General features: G+C 64.1%; 22 protein-coding genes and 1 other RNA gene. 8 read left to right on the top strand and 15 right to left on the bottom strand.

Features of this window, described 5'->3' with window-relative positions:
* Positions 1–7: 7 nt before the first annotated feature.
* The 3 genes from V1280_RS18720 to miaA form a co-directional block, all read right to left on the bottom strand.
* Positions 8–148, bottom strand: a complete 141-nt coding sequence (locus V1280_RS18720) for a hypothetical protein (protein WP_334527023.1) — start codon at positions 146–148, stop codon at positions 8–10.
* Positions 149–366: 218 nt separating this feature from the next.
* On the bottom strand, positions 367–2142 hold the full coding sequence (locus V1280_RS18725; RefSeq protein WP_334527025.1) for an acetolactate synthase 3 large subunit: 1776 nt from the start codon (positions 2140–2142) through the stop codon (positions 367–369).
* A gap of 329 nt (positions 2143–2471) precedes the next feature.
* Complete coding sequence (miaA, locus tag V1280_RS18730; protein WP_334527028.1) at positions 2472–3413, bottom strand: tRNA (adenosine(37)-N6)-dimethylallyltransferase MiaA; 942 nt, start codon at positions 3411–3413, stop codon at positions 2472–2474.
* 11 nt (positions 3414–3424) lie between these two features.
* Here miaA and serB point away from each other — a divergent pair, with 11 nt between their 5' ends.
* Entirely contained in the window at positions 3425–4330 is a 906-nt protein-coding gene (gene serB, locus V1280_RS18735) for a phosphoserine phosphatase SerB (protein WP_334527031.1), read from the top strand.
* 139 nt (positions 4331–4469) lie between these two features.
* On the opposite strand, the gene V1280_RS18740 is transcribed toward serB, so the two are convergent.
* The 12 genes from V1280_RS18740 to V1280_RS18795 form a co-directional block, all read right to left on the bottom strand.
* Positions 4470–5984, bottom strand: coding sequence for a Do family serine endopeptidase (locus V1280_RS18740; RefSeq protein WP_334527033.1), 1515 nt, complete (start codon positions 5982–5984; stop codon positions 4470–4472).
* A 144-nt stretch (positions 5985–6128) separates the two neighbouring features.
* A complete protein-coding gene (locus V1280_RS18745; protein WP_057747247.1) occupies positions 6129–6335 on the bottom strand; it encodes a DUF2065 domain-containing protein in 207 nt (68 codons plus the stop codon).
* 71 nt (positions 6336–6406) lie between these two features.
* On the bottom strand, positions 6407–7303 hold the full coding sequence (gene hflC / locus V1280_RS18750; RefSeq protein WP_334527042.1) for a protease modulator HflC: 897 nt from the start codon (positions 7301–7303) through the stop codon (positions 6407–6409).
* Entirely contained in the window at positions 7300–8436 is a 1137-nt protein-coding gene (hflK, locus tag V1280_RS18755; protein ID WP_334527045.1) for an FtsH protease activity modulator HflK, read from the bottom strand. The genes hflC and hflK overlap by 4 nt, the downstream gene beginning before the upstream one ends.
* 160 nt (positions 8437–8596) lie before the next feature.
* Entirely contained in the window at positions 8597–9112 is a 516-nt protein-coding gene (locus tag V1280_RS18760) for a dihydrofolate reductase (RefSeq protein WP_334527048.1), read from the bottom strand.
* Entirely contained in the window at positions 9112–9597 is a 486-nt protein-coding gene (locus V1280_RS18765) for a GNAT family N-acetyltransferase (RefSeq protein ID WP_334527051.1), read from the bottom strand. Before V1280_RS18765 ends, V1280_RS18760 begins: the two co-directional genes overlap by 1 nt.
* 5 nt (positions 9598–9602) lie before the next feature.
* Positions 9603–10397, bottom strand: a complete 795-nt coding sequence (locus V1280_RS18770) for a thymidylate synthase (RefSeq protein ID WP_334527054.1) — start codon at positions 10395–10397, stop codon at positions 9603–9605.
* Positions 10398–10568: 171 nt separating this feature from the next.
* On the bottom strand, positions 10569–11549 hold the full coding sequence (locus V1280_RS18775; protein WP_334527057.1) for a tripartite tricarboxylate transporter substrate binding protein BugD: 981 nt from the start codon (positions 11547–11549) through the stop codon (positions 10569–10571).
* A gap of 136 nt (positions 11550–11685) precedes the next feature.
* The gene (locus V1280_RS18780; RefSeq protein WP_334527060.1) at positions 11686–13200 is read right to left on the bottom strand and encodes a tripartite tricarboxylate transporter permease; all 1515 of its coding nucleotides are present in this window, start codon (positions 13198–13200) and stop codon (positions 11686–11688) included.
* 7 nt (positions 13201–13207) lie between these two features.
* A complete protein-coding gene (locus V1280_RS18785; RefSeq protein WP_334527063.1) occupies positions 13208–13972 on the bottom strand; it encodes a tripartite tricarboxylate transporter TctB family protein in 765 nt (254 codons plus the stop codon).
* Positions 13973–14065: 93 nt separating this feature from the next.
* Positions 14066–14596, bottom strand: coding sequence for a chromate transporter (locus V1280_RS18790; protein ID WP_148775849.1), 531 nt, complete (start codon positions 14594–14596; stop codon positions 14066–14068).
* A complete protein-coding gene (locus tag V1280_RS18795; protein WP_334527069.1) occupies positions 14593–15198 on the bottom strand; it encodes a chromate transporter in 606 nt (201 codons plus the stop codon). The genes V1280_RS18790 and V1280_RS18795 overlap by 4 nt, the downstream gene beginning before the upstream one ends.
* 95 nt (positions 15199–15293) lie before the next feature.
* Between V1280_RS18795 and ssrA the strand changes: the two genes are divergently transcribed.
* From ssrA to feoB, 7 genes are all read left to right on the top strand, one after another.
* Positions 15294–15668, top strand: a transfer-messenger RNA (tmRNA) gene (gene ssrA / locus V1280_RS18800).
* A 114-nt stretch (positions 15669–15782) separates the two neighbouring features.
* Complete coding sequence (locus tag V1280_RS18805) at positions 15783–16301, top strand: SspB family protein (protein ID WP_334527071.1); 519 nt, start codon at positions 15783–15785, stop codon at positions 16299–16301.
* A gap of 89 nt (positions 16302–16390) precedes the next feature.
* Positions 16391–17818 (top strand): class II fumarate hydratase, encoded by a 1428-nt coding sequence (gene fumC, locus V1280_RS18810; RefSeq protein WP_334538353.1) that lies wholly within the window; start codon positions 16391–16393, stop codon positions 17816–17818.
* A gap of 281 nt (positions 17819–18099) precedes the next feature.
* On the top strand, positions 18100–18288 hold the full coding sequence (locus V1280_RS18815; protein WP_254133305.1) for a DUF4169 family protein: 189 nt from the start codon (positions 18100–18102) through the stop codon (positions 18286–18288).
* A complete protein-coding gene (locus V1280_RS18820; protein ID WP_148775845.1) occupies positions 18285–18539 on the top strand; it encodes a ribbon-helix-helix domain-containing protein in 255 nt (84 codons plus the stop codon). The genes V1280_RS18815 and V1280_RS18820 overlap by 4 nt, the downstream gene beginning before the upstream one ends.
* A gap of 113 nt (positions 18540–18652) precedes the next feature.
* Positions 18653–18928: a FeoA family protein gene (locus V1280_RS18825; RefSeq protein ID WP_148775844.1), complete on the top strand. Its 276-nt coding sequence runs from the start codon at positions 18653–18655 to the stop codon at positions 18926–18928.
* 24 nt (positions 18929–18952) lie between these two features.
* Positions 18953–20824, top strand: a complete 1872-nt coding sequence (gene feoB / locus V1280_RS18830) for a ferrous iron transporter B (RefSeq protein WP_334527081.1) — start codon at positions 18953–18955, stop codon at positions 20822–20824.
* The last annotated feature ends 646 nt before the right edge of the window (positions 20825–21470 follow it).

Here is a 21470-nt window from a genome sequence, read left to right on the forward strand (position 1 = left end):
GTCCCCTTCAAATCTTCTTCGTCATGCCCGCGAAGGCGGGCATCCAGTAATCACCGGCGCCTGAGATTCCCACGACTGCCGCGGCGTACTGGATCGTCCGGTCAAGGCGGACGATGACAGCGGAGTTTTTCACAATTGCCCGGGTCATTGTGCGACCGCCATTTGCGCGGAAGGTGAGCTCCCTCGCCCCGCTCTTCGCGGGGAGAGGGTTGGGGTGAGGGGCTGCTTCCGCACAAACGGTGAGAATTGGACTCGCGGAGACTCCCCCTCACCCGGATTGCGCTCACGCACAATCCGGCCTCTCCCCGCAAGCGGGGAGAGGCGAAGAAGGCGCGCTCGTCGTTGCTGCGTCATCGATCTACCGGCTCACACCAGCGCCTTGCCGCCGGCGAAGGCCTTGGCTGTCGCCTCGTCGTTGGCCTGCTCGGGCAGCAGCATCTCGTTATGCGCCTTGCCGGAGGGGATCATCGGGAAGCAGTTTTCCAGCGCGGCGACGCGGCAGTCGAACAGCACCGGACGCTTGACCGAGATCATCTCCTGGATGGCACCGTCGAGATCCGAAGGCTTGTGCACCTGGATGCCGACGCCGCCATAGGCTTCCGCGAGCTTGACGAAATCCGGCAGCGCCTCCGAGTAAGAATGCGACAACCGGTTGCCGTGGAGCAACTGCTGCCACTGCCGCACCATGCCCATGTACTGGTTGTTCAGGATGAAGATCTTGATCGGCAGCTCGTACTGAACCGCCGTCGACATCTCCTGCATCGTCATCTGCACCGAGGCGTCGCCCGCGATGTCGATGACCAGGCTATCCGGGTGCGCCACCTGCACGCCGATCGCGGCCGGCAGGCCGTAGCCCATGGTGCCGAGACCGCCCGACGTCATCCAGCGATGCGGCTGCTCGAAGCCGTAGAACTGCGCCGCCCACATCTGATGCTGGCCGACTTCGGTCGTGATGTAGGTGTCCTTGCCGCGTGTCGCCTCGAACAGGCTCTGGATCGCGTGCTGCGGCAGGATGACGTCGTTGCTCTTCTTGTAATAGAGCGAGTTGCGGGCGCGCCACTGCGCGATCTGCTGCCACCAGGTCTTGATGTCGGGCTTCTTCGCCTCGGCCTTGAACACCTGCAGAATGTCGCCGAGGATGTTGGCGCAATCGCCGATGATCGGCACGTCGACGCGGATGTTCTTGTTGATCGAGGACGGATCGATGTCGATGTGGATCTTCTTCGAGTTCGGCGAGAACGCATCGACACGGCCGGTGATGCGGTCGTCGAAGCGCGCGCCGACGCACAGCATGACGTCGCAATCATGCATGGTCATGTTGGCTTCGTAGGTGCCGTGCATGCCGAGCATGCCGAGCCAGTTCTTGCCCGACGCCGGATACGCACCCAGGCCCATCAGCGTGGACGTGATCGGGAAACCCGTAACCTCGACCAACTCGCGCAGCAGCTTGGTGGCCTCAGGTCCGGAATTGATGACGCCGCCGCCGCTGTAGATCACCGGGCGCTTGGCGCCTGCGAGCAGCGACACGGCCTTGCGGATCTGCGTCGCATCGCCCTTCACGCGCGGCGCATAGGAGCGGTGCACGTCGGACTTGCGCGGCGGATGATAGGTGCCGGTCGCGAACTGCACGTCCTTGGGAACGTCGACGAGCACCGGGCCCGGACGGCCCGTGGTCGCAACGTAGAAGGCTTCGTGCAGGACTTTTGCGAGATCGTTGACGTCGCGCACCAGCCAATTGTGCTTGGTGCAGGGGCGCGTGATGCCGACGGTGTCGCATTCCTGGAATGCGTCGTTGCCGATCAGATGCGTCGGCACCTGGCCGGAGATGCAGACCAGCGGGATCGAATCCATCAGCGCGTCGGTCAGCGGAGTCACCATGTTGGTGGCGCCGGGACCGGAGGTCACCAGCGCAACGCCGGGCTTGCCGGTCGAGCGCGCGTAGCCCTCTGCGGCGTGGCCCGCGCCCTGCTCGTGGCGGACCAGGATGTGCTGGACTTCGCTCTGCTGGAAGATCTCGTCGTAGATCGGAAGCACCGCGCCGCCGGGATAGCCGAAAATGTCGGTCACGCCGTGATCGATCAGCGCGCGGACGATCATCGCTGCGCCGGTCATCTGGTTCGGATCGTGGCTCTTGTCGCTCATTGGCTTGCTCCGGATGCGCTGTTGTCAGCGGCTTGGTTCGTGTCGGGTTCGGGAAATAAAAAAGGCCCCGAAGAGGGACCCTGCACACCGCCTGTCATGTGGATGGCAGCTAGCCACCCCCGGCGGTGTGCCTGGTTACGACGACGATAAGGAGTTTGGTAATAATATTACGCATGGCAGGCGCTCAGCTTCCCAAAGGTTGCGCGAAACATAACGACCAAAGCCTCGATGTCAAGGCAAAGCAGCCGTTCCCGCGCGATTTTAGCAGTGTAGCGGTGTTCCCGGGGTTCGGCGAGAGGTAAATGCGGGAGCCCGAGCACAAAAGCACGTCAGTGTGGGTCCCGCGCAGCGCCGGCGGCCGCTGCGAGCCAGCCCCTCGCCTCACCCGGCTTCACCCAGTCGAACTCCGGCAATTGGTGCCGGAACCAGGTGAATTGCCGCTTGGCGTAGTGGCGGGTGTCGGCCCGGCCGATCGTGGCGGCCTCCTCCAGGCTGAGCTCACCGCGCAGATGGCGGATCAGGGCCGGCACGCCATGGGCCTTCATGGCCGGCAGCAGCGGATCGAGGCCGCGGGCGGCCAGTTGCTCGACCTCGGTCAGGGCACCGGCGCCCAGCATGGCGTCGAAACGGGCGTCGATGCGGGCATAGAGCTCGTCGCGCTCGGGCGCGAGAAACACCGCGCGAAAACTGTCCTTCGGCAACAGCGGCGGCTGGCCCTCATGATGCCAGTCGAGCAGCGAACGGCCGGTCGCCTCGACCACTTCGAGCGCACGCGCGATCCGCGTCCGGTCGCGGAGATTCAATCGCTCGGCTGCGCGCGGGTCACGGCGCGCGAGTTCCGCATGCAGGGCCTCGACGCCGTTGCGCTCCAGCCGGGCACGTACGTCCTCACGTATGTCCACAGGGATCGGCGGCACCACCGAGAGACCCGCCGTCAGCGCCTTGAAATACAGCCCGGTGCCGCCGATGAAGATCGGCAGGCGGCCCTCGACCCGCGCTTCTTCAAGCGCCTTCGCGGCGTCAGCCACCCAGGCGCCGGCGGAAAAGTTCACGGCCGCATCGACATGGCCATAGAGGCGATGCGGACTGCGCGCCTCCTCATCCTGCGTGGGACGCGCGGTGATGACACGGAGGTCGCGATAGACCTGCATGGAATCGGCATTGATCACGATTCCGCCCGCGTTCAGCGCAAGCTCCAGCGCCAGCGCCGACTTGCCGCTTGCGGTCGGGCCTGCGATAAGCACGGCCTTGCTCGAATGCCTCTCGCTCACGAAAACCTCAAATGTCCCTCGTCGCCACGCTGATCTGCAATCCCGCCAATCCCGCCCTCGACTCGACCATCGTCGACGGCGCCCGCGCCGTGCTGCCGCAAGCGGCACCCGCGCACTGGCTGTTCGACGGAGTTGCGGTCGACATTCCCTTCGGCGCCGACAGTAACCTCGAAGGTGACCGTCACGCCATCGAAGAGCGGTTGCGCGAGCTTCGCGGCGATCTGCCCATCGACATCGTCGTGCAGCCTGCCGGCGTCCGGCGCAAGAAGCTTTTTCTCGCCGACATGGATTCCACCATGATCGGCCAGGAATGCATCGACGAGCTCGCCGCTCTCGTCGGGATGAAGGCGCATGTAGCGGCCATCACCGAACGCGCGATGCGGGGCGAGATCGAGTTCGAGCCGGCACTGCGCGAGCGCGTCGCGCTGCTGAAGGATCTCCCGGCCAGCGTCGTCGATGAAGTGCTGGCCAAGCGCATCACGCTGACCGCGGGCGGCCGCGAACTGGTCGCGACCATGCGCGCCCACGGCGCCTATACCTGCCTCGTCTCCGGCGGCTTCACCCTGTTCACCAGCGCGGTCGCCGCAAAAATCGGCTTCCAGGAGAACCGCGCCAACGAGCTCGTCGTGCGCGACGGCAAGTTCACCGGCGAAGTGAAGGAGCCGATTTTGGGCCGCGCGGCGAAGCTCGCGACCTTGGTGGATTTGATGGAGTCGTTCGATCTCGACGACATCGACTCCATCGTCGTCGGCGACGGCGCCAACGATCTCGCGATGATCCAGGCGGCAGGACTCGGTGTAGCGTATCACGCCAAGCCGGCCGTCGCGGCCGCCGCGGCGGCCCGGATCGACCACGGCGATCTCACCGCACTGCTGTATGCGCAGGGGTATAAGCGCGCGGAGTTCGTGGAGGCGTAGCCTCTGCGATCGTTCCTACACACTCTGCAGCCGTAGGGTGGGCAAAGGCGCACTTGCGCCGTGCCCACCACTTTTGCTGCGACGGTAGTGAAATGGGGGGCACGCTTTCGCTTTGCCCACCCTACGGGACTGTACGCCCCTACTGCACGCTCAGCGCCACGAACCGCAGTTCGCCGTCGCCATTGGAGACCAGCAGCAGCACGGACTTCTTGCCGTCCTTCTTGAGCTGGTCGACCCGCTTCTGGATGTCGGCGCCGCTCGCGACCGCTTCCTGGGCGACTTCGACGATGACGTCGCCGGCGGAGAGCCGCTTCTCGGCAGCGTCCGAATTGGCATCGACATTGGTGACGACCACGCCCTTGACGGTGTCCTTGATCTTGTAGCGCGTGCGCAGATCCTTGTTCAGCACGGCGAGATCGAGGCCGAGCGCCTTCTGCGTCACCGGCTTCTCCGGCGGCGGCTCATCGGTCTTCACCGCGGCCTGCACCTTGTCGGGATCCTGCAGGCGGCCGAGCGTGACTTTCTTGGTCTGCTCCTCGCCCTTGCGGATGATGATGACGTCGACCTCCTTGCCGACCGCGGTGTCGGCGACGACACGGGACAGGTCCTTCGGGTCCTTGACGTCCTTGCCGTCGAACTTGACGACGACGTCACCCGGCTCGATCCCGGCCGGCCTGGCCGGGCCCTTGTCGTCGACGCCTGCCACCAGCGCGCCGCGCGCCGGCTTGATGTTGAGGCTCTCGGCGATCTCGTCGGTGACGCTCTGGATGCGCACGCCAAGCCAGCCGCGACGCAATTCGCCGAACTGGCGGAGCTGATCGACGACGCCCGCGACCGTCTTCGACGGCACGGCGAAGCCGATGCCGATCGAGCCGCCGGAGGGCGAGATAATCAGGGTGTTGACGCCGACGACGTCGCCATCGAGGTTGAACAGCGGGCCACCGGAATTGCCGCGATTGATGGCGGCGTCGGTCTGGATGTAGCTGTCATAGGGGCCTGAGGAGATGTCGCGGTTCTTGGCCGAGACGATGCCCGCGGTCACCGTGCCGCCGAGGCTGAAGGGGTTGCCGATCGCCACCACCCAGTCACCCAGGCGCAGCTTGTCGGAGTCGCCGAACTTCACCGAAACAAGCGGCTTCGGCGGCTTGAACTTCAAGACGGCAAGATCGGTCTTCTTGTCGACACCGACCAGCTCAGCCTTGATCTTGCTGCCGTCGTTGAGAATGACGTTGATCTCGTCGGCGTCAGCGATGACGTGATTGTTGGTCACGACGACGCCGGAGGTGTCGATGATGAAGCCGCTTCCGAGCGAGTTGGTCTTGCGCGGCGGGCCGTTGCCGTTATCGCCGCCCTTGCTGCCGCCGCCGGGGCCTTTGCGGTTCTTGAAGAAGTCGTCGAAGAATTCCTCGAACGGCGAGCCGGGCGGCAGTTGCGGCATGGTGTTGCTGCCGCCGCCGCCCTTGGCCTCGACTGTCTGCGAGGTCGAAATGTTGACGACCGCGTCGATCACCTTCTCGGCGACGTCGGCGATGCCCTCCGGTCCGCGTGCCTGCGCCGGCGAGCCGAACACACTGAAAGCGCCGATGGCGAGCGCGGCCAGCCCAAATCGCGCATGTTGGCGCAAACGGGTCGGAACAATGGTGGCAGCGGTCATTGTGGTCTCCAGAGAAAAAGGATTCGGCCTCAAGACTGCGCTCGAACGGGGGCACGGTGCAAGCGCGGAGCTTAACGGGCCTCAAGACCCGGATAATACGGCGAAAACCCGCCCCTCGCCTTCACTTTGGCGTTGGCGCGACGACTAGATCGGACGTCGCATCACCCAGATCAGGATCAGGCCGGCCACGGCCGAGCCAATCCCGACCGCCCGCAGAATATTGTCCGGCGTGGCGATGGCGCTCTTCATGGCCTTGCGCATCCAGTTCGGACTGGCCGCGAACATCAAGCCTTCCAGCACGAACAGGATGCCTAAGCCGATGAGGAAGTCGGCGAACGCAATGGACCTCATCGGATTGGAACCTCCCGTGGTGCTGTTCTTGTCTGGACGAAGGGCGGCCAAACCTGCCGCCCTTGTCTAACTTACGGTTTCGCCGGCGTCTCGGTCGCCGTCTTGCCGGACGGGTTACTAAAATACCGGAAGAAATCCGAGTCCGGCCGCAGCAGGTAACGGGTGTCATCCTTCTTCAGTCCGGTCTCATAGGCCGTCATCGACCGGTAGAAGGCGAAGAAGTCAGCATCCTTGCCATAGGCCTCGGCGAACAGGCGGTTGCGCTCGGCGTCACCCACGCCGCGCGTCTGCTCGGCGGTCGAGTTCGCTTCGGCAATGATCACCGTCACATCGCGGTCGGCCTTCGAACGAGTTTCCTGCGCCCTCTGGCCGCCCTGCGCGCGGAATTCGGCCGCCTCACGCTGGCGCTCGGACTTCATCCGGTCGTACACCGCTTGGCTGTTCTGTTCCGGCAGGTCGGCGCGGCGAATGCGGACGTCGACAACCTCGATGCCGTAACCGCCGGCCTCGCGGTCGAGCTGCTCGCGGATGCGCCCCATCAGCTTTTCGCGCTCATCACGCACCACGGTGATGAAGCTGACCTCACCGAGCACGCGGCGCAGCGCAGCGTTCAAGAGCGAGGTGAGCTGGAGGTTCGCGGCCTGGATCGAGCCGACGCTCTGATAGAAGCGCAGCGCATCCTTGATGCGGTAGCGCGCGAAGGCATCGACCACGAGCCGCTTCTGGTCGGAGGCAATGACCTCCTGCGACGGGTTCTCGAGGTCGAGAATGCGCTTGTCGACGTTGATCACCGAGTTCCAGGGCGCCTTGAAGTGCAGCCCGGGGTCAGTGACGACGTCCACCGGTGCGCCGAATTGCAGCACGATGGTCTGCTCGGTCTGCTGCACGGTGAACAACGACATGTAGCCGACAATCACGACCAGAAGCGCCGCAAGCAGCGCGACGATGCCTGTAACGGGCGACCTCATCTTGAGCCTCCGCTCGGCAGCTGGCCGGTCGTCGTGGGCCGCTTCGCCGACAATTCGTTGAGCGGCAGATAGGGCACGATGCCCTGGCCCGAGGCGCCACCGTCATAAATCAGCTTGTCAGAGCCGCCGAGCACGCGCTCCATCGTCTCCAGATAAATCCGTTCACGCGTCACGTCGGGCGCCTTCTTGTATTCCTCGTACACTTTCAGGAAGCGCGAGCTCTGGCCCTTGGCCTCGGCGACTGCCTGCTCCTTGTAGCCTTCGGCGGCCTGCAGAATCCGCGCCGCGTTGCCGCGCGCTTCCGGCACGACCTTGTTGGCATAAGTCTGCGCTTCGTTTTGCAGCTGCTCCAGATTGGCGCGCGCCGCCTGCACGTCGCGGAAAGCATCGATCACCTGTGCCGGCGGATCGACCTTCTGCATCTGCACCTGGGTGATCTGGATGCCGGCGCCGTAGCCGTCGAGCGTCCTCTGCATCAGATCCTGCACGGTGGTCTCGGTCTGCGTCCGGGCTCCGGTCAGGATCGGCTGGATGTCGGAACGGCCGATCACCTCGCGCATCGCGCTTTCGGCGACCGCCTTCACGGTGCCCTCGGGGTTCTGGATGTTGAACAGGAAGTTGCCGACGCCGTTGGGCTTGATGCGCCACAGCACGGTGAAGTCGACATCGACGATGTTCTCGTCGCCGGTCAGCATCAGGCTCTCTTCCGGCACGTCACGGATCGAGCGGCCGCGGCGGGCCGGATCGTCGATCAGCGTCATGCCGATGGAAATGGTGGACACGCGCAGCGCCTTCGGCAGCAGCACGGTCTCGATCGGATAGGGCAGATGATAGTTCAGGCCCGGATCCACGGTGCGCACATGCTTGCCGAAGCGCAGCACGACGCCCTGCTCTTCGGACTGCACGCGGAAGAAGCCCGACAACAGCCAGAGTGCGATGACGACAAGCAGGATCAGCGTGATGCCGATGCCGGAGAAATAGCCACCGGGCATGATCTGCTGCAGCCGGTCCTGGCCACGCCGCAGAAGGTCCTCCAGATCCGGCGGCCTCGGCCCGACCGGTTGCGGACCTGTGCCCCACGGTCCTTTCGGACCCGAGCCCCACGGGCCACCGCCCTGATTCTTCCACGGCATTCGACGCTCTCCTCGGCAGACCGGGACTAGAACTAAAGCCGGCCCGCATTGTCCGGCCCGGCTTTATAGGGGACCGAAAGGACCCTTACAACGCAAGCCTGACCGACCCACGAGCTATGCTCGGGGGCGGAAAAGTCAATGTAAACATTGGCGAATGCAGTTAATGGGGCGCCCGCCGACGATATGTCACATAGGAGTAGTCGGCGCTGTCGTCGGGACCGGCCGGATGACGGACGCGCGCCACCTCGTCCCATTGCGCCTGGTCGATCGTGAAATGCGTGTCGCCATCGGGCCGTGCGTGGACTTCCGTGATCTCGAGGCGGTCGGCACGATCAAGCCATTGCCGGAAGATTTCGGCGCCGCCGATCACCGCGATTTCAGCGGCTGAACGCCGCAGGGCGTCACCAAGCGCAATCGCGCCGGCATCCACGGCCGACGTCGTGACGACAGCGCCGGCGGCGCGATAGGCCGCATCGCGCGTGATCACGATGTTGGTGCGGTTCGGAAGCGGACGACGCCCGGGCAAGGATTCAAAGGTCTTGCGCCCCATGATCACGGGCTTGCCGATGGTGAGCGCCTTGAAGCGCGCCATGTCGGATTTCAATCGCCAGGGCATCCCGTTGCCGGCCCCGATGATGCCGTTCTCCGCAATCGCAACGACGAAGACGATCTCCATCAGGAGGCGCTCCCTGCAAGCCGCGTCAGCGCAGGACCGGAGACACGGCACAGCGTCCAGTCGTCCAGCATCACGGCGCCGAGCGATTGGTAGAACGCGATCGACGGCGCGTTCCAGTCGAGCACCGCCCATTGCAGGCGCGACCAGCCATTGTCGACGCATTCCTTCGCCAGATAGACCAGCAGCGCCTTGCCGAGGCCTTTGCCCCGATGCGACGGCCGCACATACAAATCTTCGAGATAGATGCCGTGGCGGCCGCTGAAGGTCGAGAAATTCAGGAACCACACCGCAAAGCCGACCGGCTCGCCGTTCCACTCGGCAAGCGCACAAAACAGCCGCGGATCGCTGCCGAACAAGGCGTCTGCAATGTCAGCCTCGGTCGCCTCGACCTCATGCGAGAGCTTTTCGTACTCGGCAAGCTCGCGGACGAAATCAAGGACGAGCCCGGCTTCGCCAGGACGCGCGCGGCGAATGCTGAGCGACATCGGCGCTAGACCGCGACTGCCGCCTTGATATGCGGATGCGGATCGTAGCCGACGAGTTCGAAATCCTCGTAGTGGAAGGAGAAGATGTCCTTCACGTCGGGATTGATCCGCATCACCGGCAGCGCACGCGGCGCGCGCGTGAGCTGCAGTCGCGCCTGCTCCAGATGGTTGGAATAGAGATGGGTGTCGCCGAACGAATGCACGAAGTCCCCGGGCTTTAGGCCGGTGACCTGTGCCACCATCATCGTGAGCAGCGCATAGGAGGCGATGTTGAAGGGCACCCCAAGAAACACGTCCGCCGAGCGCTGATAGAGCTGGCACGACAGCTTGCCATTGGCGACGTAGAACTGGAACAGGCAGTGACACGGCGGCAGCGCCATCTTGTCGACCTCGGCCGGATTCCAGGCCGAGACGATCAGGCGGCGTGAGTCCGGATTGCGCTTGATCATGTCGACGACGTCAGCGATCTGGTCGATGCTGCGGCCGTCCGGCGCCGGCCAGGAACGCCATTGATGACCGTAGACCGGGCCGAGATCGCCATTGGCGTCGGCCCACTCGTCCCAGATGGTGACGCCGTTGTCGCGCAGATATTTGATGTTGGTGTCGCCCTTCAGGAACCACAGCAGCTCATGCACGATCGCCTTCAGCGGCAGTCGCTTGGTGGTCAGCATCGGGAAGCCGGCGGACAGATTGAAGCGCATCTGATGGCCGAACACCGACAGCGTGCCGGTACCGGTCCGATCCGTCTTCTCGGCGCCGTCTGAAAGAATCCGCTCGAGCAGGTCCTGATACTGGTGCATGTGCGATAGAGCCTTTGGGGAGGCGGCGAACTTAACGGCGCCCCCGGCGCTGCGACAGCGGCGATTCGCTGCCTCCACCGATTATACCCGCAAAAGTGAGTGCTCCGGGCCTAAACGACAAGGGGCGGAACTCGCGTCCAACCCCTCGCCTATCGGCTTGATTGTGCTGGCTTAACTTGCCGGCTTGAGCACCGGGGTCCACTTCGCGATCTCGGATTTGACGAGGGCGGCGAGCGCCTCCGGCGTCCGGTCCGCAGGACCCGGGATAACACTACCGAGCTCAAGCAGGCGCTTCTTGACGGTCTCGTCGTCGAGCGCCTTGACGGCGGCGGCGTTCAGGGTCGCCAGGATCGCGGGCGAGGTTCCCTTCGGCGCGAACATCGCGTTCCAGGCCTGAGCCTGGAATGTGGGCAGGCCCGCTTCCGCCGTCGTCGGCACGTTCGGCAGCGACGGATTGCGTTCCGGCGTTGCGATCGCATAGGCCTTGATGGTGCCGGCGTTGATCTGCGGCACGGCGTTGACGATCTGGTCGCACATGTAGTCGACCTGCCCCGCCACCAGCGCGTTCATCGCGGGTCCAGTGCCGTTGAAGGGCACGTCGACCGGCTTGACGTCAAGGATGGAATGCAGGAGCTCGCAGGACACATGCGAGACCGAGCCGATGCCAGCGTGCGCCGCGTTCACCTTCTCGGCGTTCGCCTTCACATAGGCGACGAACTCCTTGAGGTCCTTCGGCGGAAAGTCCTTGCGCGCCAGGATCAGGATCGGCGTACCCGCCAGCAGCGCGATCGGCTCGAAGTCTTTCTCTGGATGGTAGGCGAGCTTCGGATAGAGCGGCACGGAGGCGGCGTGCGTGCCCATATGCCCGGTGATCAGCGTATAGCCGTCATTGGCCGCGCGCGCGGCGCGCGTGGTCGCAGTGGTGCCGCCGGCGCCGACCACGTTCTCGATGATGATGCTCTGCCCCAGCGTCTGCGCCATGTGCGAGGTGACGATGCGCGCGCCGACGTCGGTCGGACCGCCCGCCGCGAACGGCACGATCATGGTGATGCTGCGCGTCGGATAGGTCTGCGCTTCGCCCGGTGCGACAAAGCCGCACAGCGGTGCGAGCACGGCTGCACATGCGCCCGTGAGCGCGCGAATGGACGTCATCTCGATCCTCTCCGACATAAACAAAAATGCCGGCCTCACGGCCGGCATTTTCATTTCACGAAGAGGTCACACAAGTCGATTGGACTTCCGAATGCGGCGCGCCGACGCAGGACATGCCGACGCAGGCGCGACGCAATCAATTCTCGGATTCGGTGAACACCTCGTCGCGCTTGCTCCGCAAGAAAGGCAACACCGTGAGCACCAGAAGGAAGGCCGCGATCGCGAGCAGCACGGCCGACAGCGGACGCGTCAGGAACACGGTCCAGTCGCCGCGCGAGATCAGCAGCGCGCGGCGCAGGTTCTCTTCCATCAGCGGCCCGAGCACCATGCCGAGCAGCAACGGCGCCGGCTCGAAATCGTGCTTGATCAGCCAGTAGCCCACCAGGCCGAACACGCCGGCGAGGATGACGTCGACCGGCGCATTGTTCACCGAGTAGATGCCGATCGCGCAGAAGATCACGATCGAGGGGAACATCAGCCGGTACGGCACGCGCAGCAGGCGAACCCAGATGCCGACCAGCGGCAGGTTGATGATGATCAGCATCAGATTGCCGATCCACATCGAGGCGATCATGCCCCAGACGAGGTCCGGCTGCTTCTGCATCACCTGCGGGCCCGGCACGATACCATGAATGGTCATCGCACCGACCATCAGCGCCATCACCGCGTTCGGCGGGATGCCGAGGGTGAGCAGCGGGATGAAGGAGGTCTGCGCGGCTGCGTTGTTGGCGCTTTCCGGTGCCGCCACACCCTCGATCGCACCGCGACCAAACCGCGACGGGTCCTTGGCGAGCTTCTTCTCGAGCGTATAGGCCGCAAACGACGCGATCACCGCGCCGCCACCCGGCAAAATGCCGAGGATCGAGCCGAGCACGGTGCCGCGCAGGATCGCAGGCGTCGAGTCGATCAGGTCTTTCCTGGTCGGCATCAGGCCGGTGATCTTCTGCTGCACGAGATCGCGGTTCATCTCGGCACCGGCGTCGAGATTGCGGATGATCTCGGCAAAGCCGAACACGCCCATCGCTACCGTCGCAAAGCCGAGACCGTCGGCAAGCTCCGGAATGTTGAAGGCCATGCGCGAAGCGCCGGTCTCGATGTCCGAGCCGACCATCGATAGCAGCAGGCCGAACACGATCATCGCGATCGCCTTCAGCACCGAGCCCTTGGCCAGCACGACCGCGAAAATCAGGCCGAGCACCATCAGCGAGAAGTACTCCGCCGGACCGAACGCCAGCGCGAGTTTTGTGAGTGGCGCGCCGAGCACGGCGATGAGGACGGTCGCGACGCATCCGGCGAAGAACGAGCCGATCGCGGCGATCGCCAGCGCCGGGCCGGCGCGGCCCTGCTTTGCCATCGCGTGGCCGTCGATGGCGGTGACCACCGACGTCGCTTCGCCGGGTATGTTGACCAGGATCGACGTGGTCGAGCCGCCATATTGTGCGCCGTAATAGATGCCGGCGAGCATGATCAGCGCGCCGACCGGCGGCAGTCCAAAAGTGATCGGCAGTAGCATCGCGACGGTCGCGATGGTGCCGATGCCCGGCAGCACGCCGACCAGCGTGCCGACGAGGGCGCCGATCAGGCACATCAAAAGATTGATCGGAGAGAATGCGACGGCAAAACCGTGAGCGAGGTTGGCAAAAAGCTCCATGACAGCCTCACTGAGCCAGGAAACGCGGGAACATCGGCATCGGTAGCCCGAGCACGTAGGGAAATAGAAGTGCGCAGCCGAGCGTCAGGCAGGCGCCGACGATGATCGTTTCGATCCAGCGCGTCTCATGCGTCCCCATCGCTGCGATCAGGAAGCTCACGAACGCCGAAACCACGACCCCAAGCGGACGGATCGCGAGGGCGAAGAAGACGATCGAGGCCATCACGAACAGCGGCCCGCGCCAGGAATAATGTGCCATCGCCGGTCCATCGGACAACAGCCCGGTCAAGGCGATGCCGGCGCCAAGCGCGACCAGAAGCCCGCCGAACATCCGCGGCGCCGTGCCAGCGCCAAAGGAGAAGCCGCGCATCCCCTGCAAATCGCTCGAGGCCCATAGGGCGAACAGAGCGAGCGCCATCAGGACGATGCCACCGACATAGTCCTGTGCCGACCGGATCGTCATGAAGATCGTGAGGATGGCCACCGCAAACAGCGGATAGGAATAGATCAGCGCCAGCAGCACATCCGATGACGCCTTCTTGGTGTCACCGCCGGCAGCGGCGAGCAAACCGGCGGGGGCGCCCGCGACCAGCGCCGCCGCATGTGCGGCCACGACCTGGATTGGGCCGCGCCCAGCGCCCCAACCGAAGATCGTCCCGATCGACCAGATCAATTCGAAAATCTGCGGCGCGAGCGCCAGCAGGCAGAAGCCGATCACCACCGATTTGTTTCGTGTGGCTGTCGTCGCCGAGTGGCCCATTGTGTCGGCCATGCATGTCTCCTCCGCGACCTGTAAGTCACGAGTACTGTTGTTCTAATCGGCTGGAAGGGATCCCCGGCCCGGATCATTGCCTAGCGATTTTCATCACACAATGCCAGCAAAACCCAACACGCCCCCTGCGAGCAGAAGCCACAGCGGATTGATGCGCGAGACGGAGGCGATCACTGCAACCGTTGCCGTCAGGAGCAGCGCAGCAATATTGCGATCGGTCGACTGTGCCAGGATCAGAGCACTCGCCGCCATCAATCCGATCGACAGCGGAACCAGTGCAGCCTGGATCAGGCCGGGCCACCGCGACTGGCTCGGCCGGTTCAGCAATCGGCTGACATAATAGGCAAGCAGCGCCGTCGGCAGGCACATCGCCAGCGTTGCGGCCAGCGCACCGGGAATGCCGGCCACGGCATAGCCGATTAACGTGACGATAAGCACGTTGGGACCTGGCGAGAGCTGTGCGATCGCATAGGCGTCGGCGAACTGCTTGTCGGTCATCCAGTGATGCACATCGACCGCGATGCGGTGCATCTCGGGTACCGCGGCTGCGGCTCCGCCGACAGCGAATAAGGACATTAGACCAAAGGTGGAGATCAGCGCCCAGATCGGGTTCTCGCTGCTCATGCTGCTACCTTCCGTCGCATCACAGATGTGACGCCGATGCTGAGCGGGATCGCGACCAGCAGCACCGCCTGCAACGGCCAGCGAAACACGCCGATAGCTGTGAACACGCCGAGCATCAGGATGAGCACGACGGCGTCCATCCGCTTGAGCAGCGGCGTCATCATGCGAAACACCACCGCGATCAGCAGGCCGACCGCGGCGCAGGAGATGCCTGCGAGAATACGACGCAGCACCTCCACGTCGCCGAACCGGGCGTAGACGATCGCGAGCAAAGTCATGATCAGCGTCGGCGGCAGCAACAGCCCGGTGAAGGCCGCGACACCGCCGGCGATGCCGCGCAGTCGCGAGCCGAACACCATCGACAGATTGACGATGTTGGGCCCGGGCAGGAAATGGCAGAGCGCAAAGGTCTCGTTGAACTCGTCAGCGGTCATCCAGCGATGCTGATCGACAATGGCGTGCCGGGCGAACACCAGGACCCCGCCGAAACCGGCCAGCGACATCCGGGCAAAGGCCAGGAAGAGCGCGATCAAGCCGGGCGGAGGAGCGTGAGTTGGTAGAGGATCCGGCTCTTGGGCGGCCGGTGCTGAATGCGGGGACATCCCAACAGCTTAGAACGCGGTCCGCGGCGGGGCCAAGATCAGACAGAAGGCCGGTCGGAATCTATCCAAAGGGAACTCGGCCCGGTCGCGCCAAACCCCTGTCTTTCTAAACCTTTGCCCCCTATATTGGGGGTGCCGGTTCGCCGGCTATGGAAATAAACGGTCGTCGCAATAAACCATTCGGACCCGGGGGCGGTACCCGGCGCCTCCACCAAAGCTCATCGTTCGGCGGGCTTGGCCCACTGACAAGTGAGCTTCGGCGGGGGCGAAATAGGATCGACGAGGGCGTAAAGGGCGAACTTTTTCCCGGTATTGTTCCGCCGTTATCGGGCTATGCAATAGTTGCCAACGACAACTTTGCTCCGGTTGCTCAGGCTGCGTAACGCAGTTTGAAAGACCATTCTGAAGTCCTAACGGGTTAAGCTCCGTTAGGCGGGGTTCGGAGGCACCTGGCAACAGAAGCCTCCACTTACCTTTGATTTCCTTCCCGGCGGGGACTCCTGCTGACCCGTCAGGCGCGGTACTATTGCGGCTTGGCGAGTCGGGCCGGCAGGGCCCGTCTCCTGGAATGCAACAGGACCACCATGGCGACCGATCATATCCGATACGATGTGCTGGCCCGCGACGCGCTGCGCGGCGTGCTGCGCAAGGTGCTGACCGACGCCGCGGCCCATGGCCTGCCGGGCGAGCATCATTTCTTCATCACCTTCGTCTCGAAGGCCGAGGGCGTGAAGATCTCGTCGCGGCTGCTGGCGCAATATCCGGAAGAGATGACGATCATCCTCCAGCACCAGTTCTGGGACCTGACCGTGCTCGAGGACCGCTTCGAGGTCGGCCTGTCCTTCGGCGGCATCCCGGAGCGGCTGATCGTGCCGTTCAGCGCCATCAAGAGCTTCCTCGATCCGTCCGTGAAGTTCGGCCTCCAGTTCGACACATCTGATGTCGCCGAGGTGGCGGGCGAGAATTTGCCGGCGACCCCGGCCCCTTCAGCCGTCGTGGCACCCGCGCTAGCCACCGAGACGACAGAGACTGCGGAGGAGCCGACCCCGCCGAACCAGGGCGGCGCCGAGGTCGTGCGGCTCGATCGTTTCCGCAAGAAATGATCTAGGCTGGCCGCGAGACCGTCGCGCCCGGCCAAACTCCCTATATAGAAGAGCACATGAAGAGGCCGTGCGGCGTTTCGCGCGGCAGAATGGATGTGCTCATGGCCAAAGCTGCGAAGACCGCCCGCCCCGCGACCCGCATCGAGACCGACAGTTTCGGTCCCATCGAGGTCCCCGCCGATCGCTATTGGGGGGCGCAGACCGAACGCTCGCGCCAGAACTTCCGTATCGGCATCGACCGCATGCCGATCTCGCTCGTGCATGCGCTCGGCATCGTCAAGCTTGCAGCCGCACAGTCCAACCTCGAGCTCGGCCTGCTCGACAAGCGCCGCGCCAACGCCATCATCCGCGCCGCGCACGAGGTGATCGAGGGCAAGCTCGACGATCATTTTCCGCTGGTCGTGTGGCAGACCGGCTCGGGCACCCAGAGCAACATGAACCTCAACGAGGTCATCGCCAACCGCGCCAACGAGCTGCTCGGCGGCGAGCTCGGAACCAAGAAGCCGGTGCATCCCAACGACCACGTCAACATGAGCCAGTCGTCGAACGACTCTTTCCCAACCGCAATGCACATTGCGGCCGCAAGCCGCGTCACCGCCGATCTCGTCCCCGCGCTCGGCGAATTGCACAGCGCGCTGCGCAAGAAGGAGAAGGAGTTCGCCAAGATCGTGAAGATCGGCCGCACCCACACCCAGGATGCGACGCCGCTGACGCTCGGCCAGGAATTCTCCGGCTATGCCGCGCAGGTCGAGAGCGGCATCGCGCGGCTCAAGGTCGCGGTGAAGGACCTTTATCCCCTGGCGCAGGGCGGCACCGCCGTCGGCACCGGCCTCAACTCCAAGCCGCGCTTCGCAAAGCTGTTTGCAAAGCACGTCGCCGGGATCACGAAACTTCCCTTCACCAGCGCCGCCAACAAATTCGAGGCGCTGGCCTCGAACGACGCCTATGTGCTGGCACACGGCGCCATCAATTCCGTCGCGACAGGCCTGTTCAAGATCGCCAACGACATCCGCCTGCTCGGATCAGGCCCGCGCTCGGGCCTCGGCGAATTGATCCTGCCGGAGAACGAGCCGGGCTCATCGATCATGCCGGGCAAGGTCAATCCGACGCAGTGCGAGGCGATGACCATGGTGTGCTGCCAGGTGTTCGGCAATCACACCGCGATCACGGTCGCCGGCAGCCAGGGCCATTTCGAGCTCAACGTCTACAAGCCCGTGCTCGCCTACAACATGCTGCACTCGATCCGCCTGATGGCGGACGCCGCGCGCTCCTTCACCGAGCATTGCGTCAGCGGCATTCGCGCCGACGAAAAGCACATCAAGGAGTTGATGGAGCGTTCGCTGATGCTGGTGACCGCGCTCGCGCCGAAGATCGGCTACGACAACGCAGCCAAGGTGGCCAAGACCGCGCATGCCAACGGCACCACGCTGAAGGAAGAGGCGCTGCGGCTCGGCTTCGTCTCGGCCGACGAGTTCGACCGCCTGGTGCAGCCGGAGAAGATGACGAGGCCCGGATGACGAATTCCGAATTCCGATAGTCATCCGTAGTGATACGGAGCCTTAAGGCTCATAAATATGAGGCTAAACGGGCAGGATTTGATTACCGTCAATGTGGCGACGGGGACGCGTGCGACGCAAGCGTCCTCTGCCCTTGACGGGGCGAAATTCATCGTTTGATGGCCGACAGGCCGATTGACGAGGACGAGCGAATGACGATCAAGTCTTGTAAGGCGCAACGCGGCGCCCTGTTTCTGGAAGTTTCATCCAGCCTGAAGAGGAGCGGATGATGGAGACGCGGCATGGGGAACGTCATCAACCTGAATCGTTTCAGGAAGCGCGCCGAGCGGGAAGCCTCGGCGAAGCAGGCGGACGCCAACCGAACGAAGTTCGGCCGCACGAAGGCCGAGCGATCGTCGGAGGAGAAGCAGGCGGACCAGGCGAAGGCGCATCTGGACCAGCACCGGATCGATCGCGAGGAGCAGCCATGAAGTCGCCCGTCGTGAAGCGTTCGATCGTGGTCGCCGGCCACAAGACCAGCGTCAGCCTGGAAGAGGCGTTCTGGAACGGCATGAAGGAGATCTCGGGCCTGCGCAACATGACGCTGTCCGAGCTCGTCGGCGAGATCGACGGCGGCCGCCAACAGGGCAATCTGTCCTCGGCGATCCGTCTGTTCGTGCTCGACTACTTCAAGAGCCGAGCCATGGCCGCCGTCCAGCCGGAGAAGGTCCCGGCGCAGTAGCGCCGAGGCGCTCCGCCCACGGCTTCGTGATCTGCACTTTAAAATCGCTCTAAGGTGCAGTTTAGGCGAGCGTGCGCGCTTGACCTCCATGCCCTGCGTTGAAAATACAGGGCATGACCGACACCCATGATACGCGCCGCGAGATGCCGCTGGGCCTGGCCCAGCGCGGCTATACCGGCGTCATTCAGCACCTCTCCGCCAAGGACGCGAGCTCGGCACTCTCGGACATCGAGCTCGAGAGCCGGCTGATCGAGCTCGGCTTCGTCGAGGGCGCCCGGGTCGAGGTCCTGCACGAGGGGCTGGTCGGGCGCGACCCGATCGCCGTTCGTGTCGACAACATCACCATCGCGGTGCGTCGCCGCGAGGCCATGGCCATCATCGTCGCCTGAGATCGCGGCCGGACATCTGATTCCATGGAATTACCTCTTCTGCATCTCGCCCTGGTCGGCACGCCCAACAGCGGCAAGACCTCGCTGTTCAATGCCCTGACCGGCAGCCGGCAGAAGGTGGCGAACTATCCGGGCGTCACCGTCGAGCGCAAGGAAGGTTTTTTCGTTACGCCCTTGGGGCGCCAGGTCTCCGTCGTCGACCTGCCCGGCACCTATTCGCTGCGCGGCCGCAGCCCGGACGAGGAGATCACCCGCGACTTCGTGCTCGGCAAGGCCTCCGGCGAGACCGTGCCCGACCTCGTGCTGTGTGTGGCCGACTCCACCAATCTGCGCCTGACCATCCGCCTGCTGCTCGAGCTGAAGCGCACCGGCCGGCCGATGATCCTCGTGCTCAACATGTTCGACATCGCGAACCGCCGCGGCATCTCGGTCGACGTCGAGCGGCTCGCCAAGGAGCTCGGCGTCCCCGTGGTCACCTCGATCGCAGTGCGCAAGGGCGGCACGGCCGATCTGTTGGCGCTGACCGACGAGATCTCGGCCAGGCTCGCCACTGAGCCTGCCGAGAACAGCTGGCGCGCGCTCAGCGTCGCCGAATTGCGCGCGACCCAGCGCGAGGCCGACCGCATTATCTCGGACTGCGTCAGCCTGCCTGCTAGCCCCGACACCTGGACCGCCCGGATCGATGCGATCGTGCTGCATCCGGTCGGCGGGCTCATCGTGCTCGCGCTGATCCTGTTCGTGATGTTCCAGGCGGTGTTCGCCTGGGCGCAGCCGCTGATGGAGCTGCTGCAATCGGGCTTCGACGCACTCGGCGACGTCGTCCACGCCACCCTGCCCGAAGGCCTGGTGCAGAGCTTCCTGCAGAACGGCGTGATCTCGGGCGTCGGCAGCGTCATCGTGTTCCTGCCGCAGATCATCATCATCTTCCTGTTCATCCTGCTGCTGGAAGATTTCGGCTACATGGCGCGCGCCGCGTTCCTGATGGACCGCATCATGGGCGGCGCGGGGCTCCACGGCCGCGCCTTCATTCCGCTGCTGTCGAGCTTTGCCTGCGCCATCCCCGGCATCATGGCGACGCGCGTCATCGACAACAAGCGCGACCGGCTGACCACGATCCTGATCGCGCCGCTGATGACCTGCTCGGCGCGCATTCCGGTCTACACGCTGATCATCTCGGCCTTCATTCCGGCCAAGGACGTCTGGGGCTTCATCAACCTGCAGGGCCTCGTGATGTTCGGCCTCTATGCGGCCGGCATCACCAGCGCGCTGATTGTCTCGTTCCTGATCAAATTCTTCATGCTGCGCGACTATGCGCCGGCGCCGTTCATGCTGGAGCTGCCGGACTACAAGATGCCCAGGTTGAAATCGATCGCGATCGGCATCTTCACCCGCGCAAAAATGTTCCTGCAGCGCGCCGGCACCACGATCTTCTCGATGATGGTGCTGATCTGGTTTCTGGCCTCGTTCCCGCAACCGCCCGCGGGCGCGACCGAGCCCGCGATCGACTTCAGCCTCGCCGCCATCATCGGCAAGGCGCTCGAGCCGCTGCTCGCGCCCGTCGGCTTCAACTGGCAGATCGCAGTCGCGCTGATCCCGGGCATGGCGGCACGCGAGGTCGCGGTCGCAGCCCTCGGCACCGTCTATGCGATCGAGGGCGGCAAGGAAGCGGCCGAGCAGATCGGCCAGGTGCTGGCGACGAAATGGTCGCTCGCGACCGCGCTGTCGATGCTCGCCTGGTACATCTTCGCCCCGCAATGCGCCTCGACGCTCGCCGTGATCCGGCGCGAGACCGGAAGCTGGGGCTGGATGGCGGCGACCTTCGCCTACATGCTGGTGCTGGCCTATGCCGCAAGCCTTTTGACGTACAACGTCGCGGTCGCGTTAGGCGCCGGCTAGCCTCACTCAAAACCAGAACCGCGAAAACAACCCCATGCACAGTAGACGGGGGTTGTGGGGGTAAGTCTACGCAATCTGCGTAAACTTGATTGCTATGCGAACCGAGATCCACTTCGCTCGAAAACACTACCTTGATTGACGGCGCGGCTATGCAAGAAAACAAAACGGGCCGCGGCGTGCGGCCCGATGACATTTCAGGGGTAGGGGCGCCAGCTTTCTTCTCGCGGTCGGCCAAACCGCTTTTCTGATTTCGATCTACGAGGGCCGCCTCGTGTCGGTGACGCAAGGCCCCTTCGTGATGCGGTCATCGTCCTTTGCGCTGCGTGCGCCGGAGCCTCAAACCGAATTGCGCGTTCGTCCAACGTTAATCGCACGGCCATTTCGCGCCTACGTGCTCAGTCAGTCGCAAACGTGAAGGCTCAAATTTGGTTCGAATTGAATCAGCGTTGCGCCGAGGTTACAGGCTACCAGTTCCGTTACGACTTTAGGATTTATTTGTTGCTGATGGCAACCGACTAACCTACGCTCGTTGTTTTATTCGAATTGGAATGCCACACACGCGCCGCTTCGCTAAAGCGCGGCAGGAAAGCACCGGTCGCCGCTTCAGCGATGCGGCGATCGCGCGAACAGGCACGCAAGAGGGAAC

The sequence above is a fragment of the Bradyrhizobium sp. AZCC 2230 genome, assembly GCF_036924495.1.
Classification (GTDB): Bacteria; Pseudomonadota; Alphaproteobacteria; order Rhizobiales; family Xanthobacteraceae; genus Bradyrhizobium; species Bradyrhizobium rifense.